Genomic DNA, 5,826 nt, shown 5'->3' with positions numbered 1-5,826 from the left:
CGTCCTCTACAGATAGGGGATCTTATCGATGCAACTTGGCGGGCAAAAACTTCCAACCAATCTGGGACATTTTACTTGTGAGGTGATCGCTTCTGCCTTCTACAGCTATTTCCGTGACAGAATTAAGCTCATGTGCCTATCATCAATTACCCACATCATGAGTACTGCACTTCCAGAAAATGAACCACACCCAACGTTATATGACTCGTTCCAGGATTTTGCTGCCGCGGCGGAGGCCGAAGCACCGTGGTATAACCACTATTTAAAATTAGAGCTGCTGGTACTATCTCAGCTGGGGTTCGCGCTAGATCTGTCCAAATGCGCTGTAAGCAACAGTAAAGACAACTTACTGTTTATCTCCCCAAAAACCGGCAGGGCGCTATCTGAAGCTGTAGGGCATGCATACCGTAACAAGCTTTTACCCCTGCCAAAAGTTTTGCGCAGCATATCATGCGGGGTGGAGACCGAATGCTGCTCGGCCGACGAGTTTGCGCTCAGCCTAAAGATCTTGGGCTTTTTCCTGCACAGACACCTCTTACAGGAAAGTCACACGTTTCAGGAATCCAGAAAGATATTAACCGGGCTACTGGGGTAAGATTCTTGCGTTTTTAAAGAATATTCACTATTAGGTGATAGAAGCAGGTAGTTCAAGGATTCCGACCGGGGGGTTGTTATGGCCATAGGACTAGGCGATCAAGAGCAGAATATGGGGCCAAATTTGGCAGCAGTGCAGTCTTTGCTCGATGCAACCAGAGATATGTCCAGCCATGAGGATGCAGAGAGTGACAAGTCCGCCTTGGCGATAGCGTGCGCAGTCATGGCCACCCCAACACAAGCATTGAAAAGCGACGTGGTGGCAAATCTTTTAGGTAATGTAGACAGGGCTGTAGTCTCTCTGGGGGCAAACATCACTCCGCAAGTTAGTATTTTTGGCCCCACAAGGGGCACTTCAGTATTTTTTGGGTTCCCAATACTCTTCGATAGTATGTCGCACGGAGACGCCGGAGATGGGGGAGGAGATGTGTCTGGAGGAGGAGGCGGTGAAGGAGAATTTACCTCCGGAGACAGTGATGAGGGACATCACCTGGATGCAAGAGATGATCCGCATCTTTACGACCCCTGGAGATTCAATGAATATCCTTACGCGGATGAAGCGATATCGCACGCCTCCCAGGGCATGGATGGCATTTCACACGAGAGAGGCGTGGATATGCATCACGATCTGTCTCCTTCTGCATCCCCAGACGTGCGTCCTGAGCACTCTGAAGGTCGGGGAATGAGCCATTAGCCACTGACCACGTGGTGAGTGCTATAGCAGCGCTGAAACACCCGCTTTCAGTGGCACACAGGGTTGTTGACCCCTCCCACAGCTCACACGCATGTATGCCCAGAGAGGAGTGTGACGCACTAAAGCTTTTACCCTATCCTTTCAGGACGCTTCGCACCCTCATGGCCCGGAATACAACGCCACATCACGCGGGTAAACGTGAACTCAACTCCGCATAGGAGATAGGAGATTGTGCACCAACCATATCCTGCAACTCCACAAAGGTTTGGGGTGACGTAGCAGGTTCAGCGCGCCCTACCCCCTCGGCTGCATGCTGCTCGTTACACTGGTTACCCGATTCATATACCCCCCATCCGGGTGCATTTTCCGCCAATGCAGGCACGTGCACTTCATGACAGCGCCCAGAAAAGATAAGCCAGCATCCCAATGCCATTATGGATATTGCAATGAGAGTTTCGGCGAGAATTGTAATCACATCTCTAGCCACCCCCACAGGAATGTGTTCGTGCAGCAAGGGTACTAGCAGTAAGAGTGCAAACAGGCTAACAAACAGTAGAATGCAAAGTGCGTTGAAGGCCTTAGACCTGGTGACAGCATATTGCGGTGCGGCGCATACAGTTTGGACACCAGACTGTTTTAAGCTAGGATGCCGTACCTCAGATTGAACAGGAGCAGGCTCCGCTGCGGGCGGATTTGTCACTGACCTTTGCTGGGGTTGTTGGCCAGTGCCCGGGTCGTGCGCCTCTACCGGCTGATTGCGCTCCTGAAATCCACGCGCCACAACGGTACTACGTAGGTACGAGCGCAAATAAGTCTTGCTGCTAACGCTTTCCAGCAGACTTGCCATTTTCTGGTCATACACCTGATCAAGACGATGCACGAACAACAACTCCCTGACTGCGGGGATTATTATGTCTTTCCTACTGTCCACATATGATTGCATATCTTGAAGTGGAGTCGTCCTATTAAAAAAGCTCCGGTCCTGGGAGCGTACTGAGAAAAAAGAATTTCTAGCAAAGTATCAACATCTTCAAAATACGCGACCCTTCGCTCCGATACGTCACCGCTTCTGGCCAGCTCGGTCCTGAGCGTTTTTATCCCAGCCATAAACGCGTCAACCTCACACGCCAGCTCTTGCTTCCTTTCAAAGTCTGACTTTAAGTTCAAAAACTCAGATACTGCCTTCTTTCCCTGGGACAATCTATCCATGAGCCCCTCAGCGATCGTGCCCGACATATCTGCGCGCGCACCCTCCCCAAGCTGCCCATCTTCATTCTCCTCTTGGCCACTGAACTCCCCGGATGCGCCGCTGGTACGCCGTACCTGTTCTGCAAGTTTGACGGGTGAGCGGATTAGGAGCGCAATATCCCGAAAAGCTTGTATGGAATCCACCAGCTCTTCAGCCACTGACGGGGCATCCACCCCGTACTTCGTCCGCAACGCCGCAGCCACAAACTTTACCAGCGGTATCCTGTATGCCTTGCCTTCTTCTGACTCAAAGAAATCCCGCGCTGGGCTGTCCGGCGCGATATTCTCGAACGCAGCAAACGCCCTGAGTAGTTGTTCCTTGCCCCCTAATGGCATACGCACCTCACTATGGCCGCACCAAACCACCAGGTAACGCTAGAATACCTCAAGCAAAAAATAGGCCGTACCGGGACGACCTCCACCCACACCGATAATATACCAAACTTGGCAAGCTTGGTACACCGTTGATATATATGGTTTTCCGTGACAAAGGTCCAGGGAATAATGTTTCTGTTGCAATATTAAGCGGGTGGAATGGGATTTTCCGCCGGTAAAGTTTAAGTATTGCTGTAACTGCAAAACATGAGCCCCTGCATGCTCGATTGAGTATATAACCCTACGCCTCTGGGGCCTTTAGGAGCACAGGGCTGACTTGCACAAAAATATGTCAAAGTCCTTGCCGGAAATTTTTGTATACTTGCTACAGTCTTCCACCACAGCCTGAGCAGGCCTATGCTCCAGCGTATGAGAGAAGGTCTGCTGCTTTATAAAGTCATACCAAATGCTTATTGCTTCTATTATCTCAGCCGCATCAGTGTTTATAATGACTTCCGCATGATCAAGCATCTCCAGCCCACAGTCTTTACGGGCCTGCTGTATAAGCCGCATGACATCCCGCGCGATCCCCTCAAGTAGAAGTTCCCGAGTGAGTTCATGGTCTATGTGTAGCACTCCGACCGGGACGCCACCAGAAATTATCTGGCATGCATACTCGCTGTGCACCTTCAGATTTAAAGAGAACTCATCCTTTTGGATTACGCACTGCTCACAGCCTGGGGCGCCAAGCAGCAGACTGCCGTCGCTTTGAACTTCCCACACACCAGCCCTCGCCAAAGTAATTATCTGCTTAACTTTTTCAGGCACTCTCTGGCCGAGTAGCGAAAAGTTCAACTTCAGCTCGAAGGACGCCATATCCCCTATGGTGCTTGCTATCTGTAGACTTTTAACGTTAACCTCGTTGAGTATTATATCTCTATACTGCTGTGGCATATCAAGCAGGCTCTCGCAGTTATACGGGTATACAACCATGCGCCGTAGCGGCTGTCTTACCCGTATGTTATGCGCATTTCTAAGGGAAAGCACGTGGCTGCAAACATCCATAGCTAGCTGCATGTATTCCGCGTTCTTTTGATATTGGTTGACAGCACTAAAACTGTTTGTATCGGGAAAATCCGCAAGGTGAACCGATTTTTCACGCTGAAAGCTTAATCCCAGCCATATAGACTCCGCAATGAATGGAAGAAATGGCGCAATGGTCCTCGCCAGATGGTACAATACGGTATATAACGTGTTATAGGCGTCAGATTTGTCAGCAGTCTTATCTCGCATCCAAAACCGCCCCCTACACCCACGTATGTACCAGTTGTTTAGCTTGTCGGAAAATTGCACTATAGCCGCACATGCAAGCCTTATGTTATAAGGGTCCCTCACCCCGGCTGAACTTGATTCCATAGCCTCCAATACTTTAACCACCATACACGCACATTCGTACAGTATGTATTGGTCCATGATATTTGTAATGCCCTCCAAACTCTCCAGAATGCGCCCCTGCATTTGGTCCGAGTTCGCATATACGGTAAAGAAGCTATAGCTGTTCCATATGGGCTTTACCACACTCTTCAACGTATCACGAACGACGTCACCATCTTGGTCAAGGAGCAAATCCCCACCTATCGACACTGCATGCGAAAGCATGGTAAACCGCACGGAGTCGGCACCGTACTTTTCAAACATTTCCATGGGATCCGGATAGTTGTTTAGCCGCTTTGAGAGCTTCTGGCCTTTAATGTCTAGTACCACACCGTGGCATATGCAACTTTTGAAGGGATGCCTATCAAACAACCCTGTAGATAAAACAAATAGTGTATAAAACCATCCTCTGGTCTGGGCGATGTATTCAGTGATAAAGTCTGCGGGGAAGTGGGAATCAAAAAACTCTTTGTTCTCAAATGGGTAATGCATCTGCGCGTATGGCATGGAGCCAGATTCAAACCAGCAGTCTAAAACATCTGGAACTCTCCGCATCATGGACTTGCCCGTAGGGTCATCAGGGTTTGGGCGCACTAAATTGTCGATGTATGGGCGATGCAGATCTTCCACTGGACCGAAATCTTCCTCCAGCGCCTTAACATCCGGTAGCACCTTCTTGATGGAGCCATATACATCTGTTCTTGGATATTTAGGGTCATCAGATCGCCACACCGGCACTGGAGCCCCCCAGAATCTGTGTCTGGATACCGACCAATCTTTCGCACCATCAAGCCACTTACCGAATTGACCGCTCTGTACGTGCTCTGGCACCCAATTCACTTCCTTGTTAAGCTCAACCATGCGTGCTTTGAGCTTGGTTACCTCCACATACCACGACGACGTTGCTCTGTATATCAGCGGGGTATCCGTGCGCCAGCAGTGAGGGTAGCTATGGGTACACTGCTCCGTTGCGAACCATAGCCCTTTTTCTTTTAATTGTCGAATTACAGCATCAACTACATCAAACACGTGCTGCCCGGCAAAATCGCCAACAGCCGCTGTAAACCTTCCTGCGTCATCTATGGGGCATATTACAGAAAGCATGCCACGGGATTCCTCGCCCAAGTTAGGAATTCCATGCTGTTTGCATAGTAAGAAGTCATCTTCACCGAAACCGGGAGCAAGATGCACTATCCCGGTCCCGGCCCCTTCAGCCACAAACTCCGCGTCCAATACCATAAACGCGTTTTTGCTGTCTGCAAAATATGGAAATGGCGGCATATACTTCACTGCCAACAGCTCCTTGGCCGGTATTTGCACGACCTTAGCGCACTCAAGGCTGTGCCTCTCACAGTAACGCATGAAATGGTCTAGATAACCTGCGGAAAATATTAGCATTTCCGCACCGACAACTGCCCCGACATAATCCATGTTCGTATTTATGGCTAGGGCGAAATTTGACACCAAAGTCCAAGGAGTTGTGGTCCACGCAAGGATGCTGCAAGACTCAACACCTTGTGGAACAAAACCCACCTGCTCAG

The 5,826-nt window shown here is 49.8% G+C and carries 4 protein-coding genes and 1 pseudogene; 2 read left to right on the top strand and 3 right to left on the bottom strand.

Annotated elements, in window-relative coordinates:
- Together recO and GAC_RS02720 are read left to right on the top strand one after the other, a co-directional pair.
- Positions 1-595, top strand: a pseudogene (gene recO, locus GAC_RS02725) (DNA repair protein RecO); the annotation flags it as partial.
- Between the two features lie 78 nt (positions 596-673).
- Positions 674-1,288, top strand: coding sequence for a hypothetical protein (locus tag GAC_RS02720; RefSeq protein ID WP_010267714.1), 615 nt, complete (start codon positions 674-676; stop codon positions 1,286-1,288).
- A 184-nt stretch (positions 1,289-1,472) separates the two neighbouring features.
- Here the strand turns inward: GAC_RS02720 and GAC_RS05995 are convergent, their stop codons facing one another.
- The 3 genes from GAC_RS05995 to GAC_RS02710 form a co-directional block, all read right to left on the bottom strand.
- Positions 1,473-2,219 (bottom strand): hypothetical protein, encoded by a 747-nt coding sequence (locus tag GAC_RS05995; RefSeq protein WP_241760138.1) that lies wholly within the window; start codon positions 2,217-2,219, stop codon positions 1,473-1,475.
- Complete coding sequence (locus tag GAC_RS05990) at positions 2,198-2,872, bottom strand: hypothetical protein (RefSeq protein ID WP_241760137.1); 675 nt, start codon at positions 2,870-2,872, stop codon at positions 2,198-2,200. The genes GAC_RS05995 and GAC_RS05990 overlap by 22 nt, the downstream gene beginning before the upstream one ends.
- 297 nt (positions 2,873-3,169) lie before the next feature.
- A partial coding sequence (locus GAC_RS02710) for a class I tRNA ligase family protein (RefSeq protein ID WP_037349388.1) occupies positions 3,170-5,826 on the bottom strand: 2,657 nt, incomplete at its 5' end.

The organism is Anaplasma marginale str. Florida (assembly GCF_000215485.1).
Lineage (GTDB): Bacteria > Pseudomonadota > Alphaproteobacteria > Rickettsiales > Anaplasmataceae > Anaplasma > Anaplasma marginale.
The sequence above is the reverse complement of the archived record's forward strand: the minus strand, read 5'-3'. Positions and strand labels throughout refer to the sequence as shown.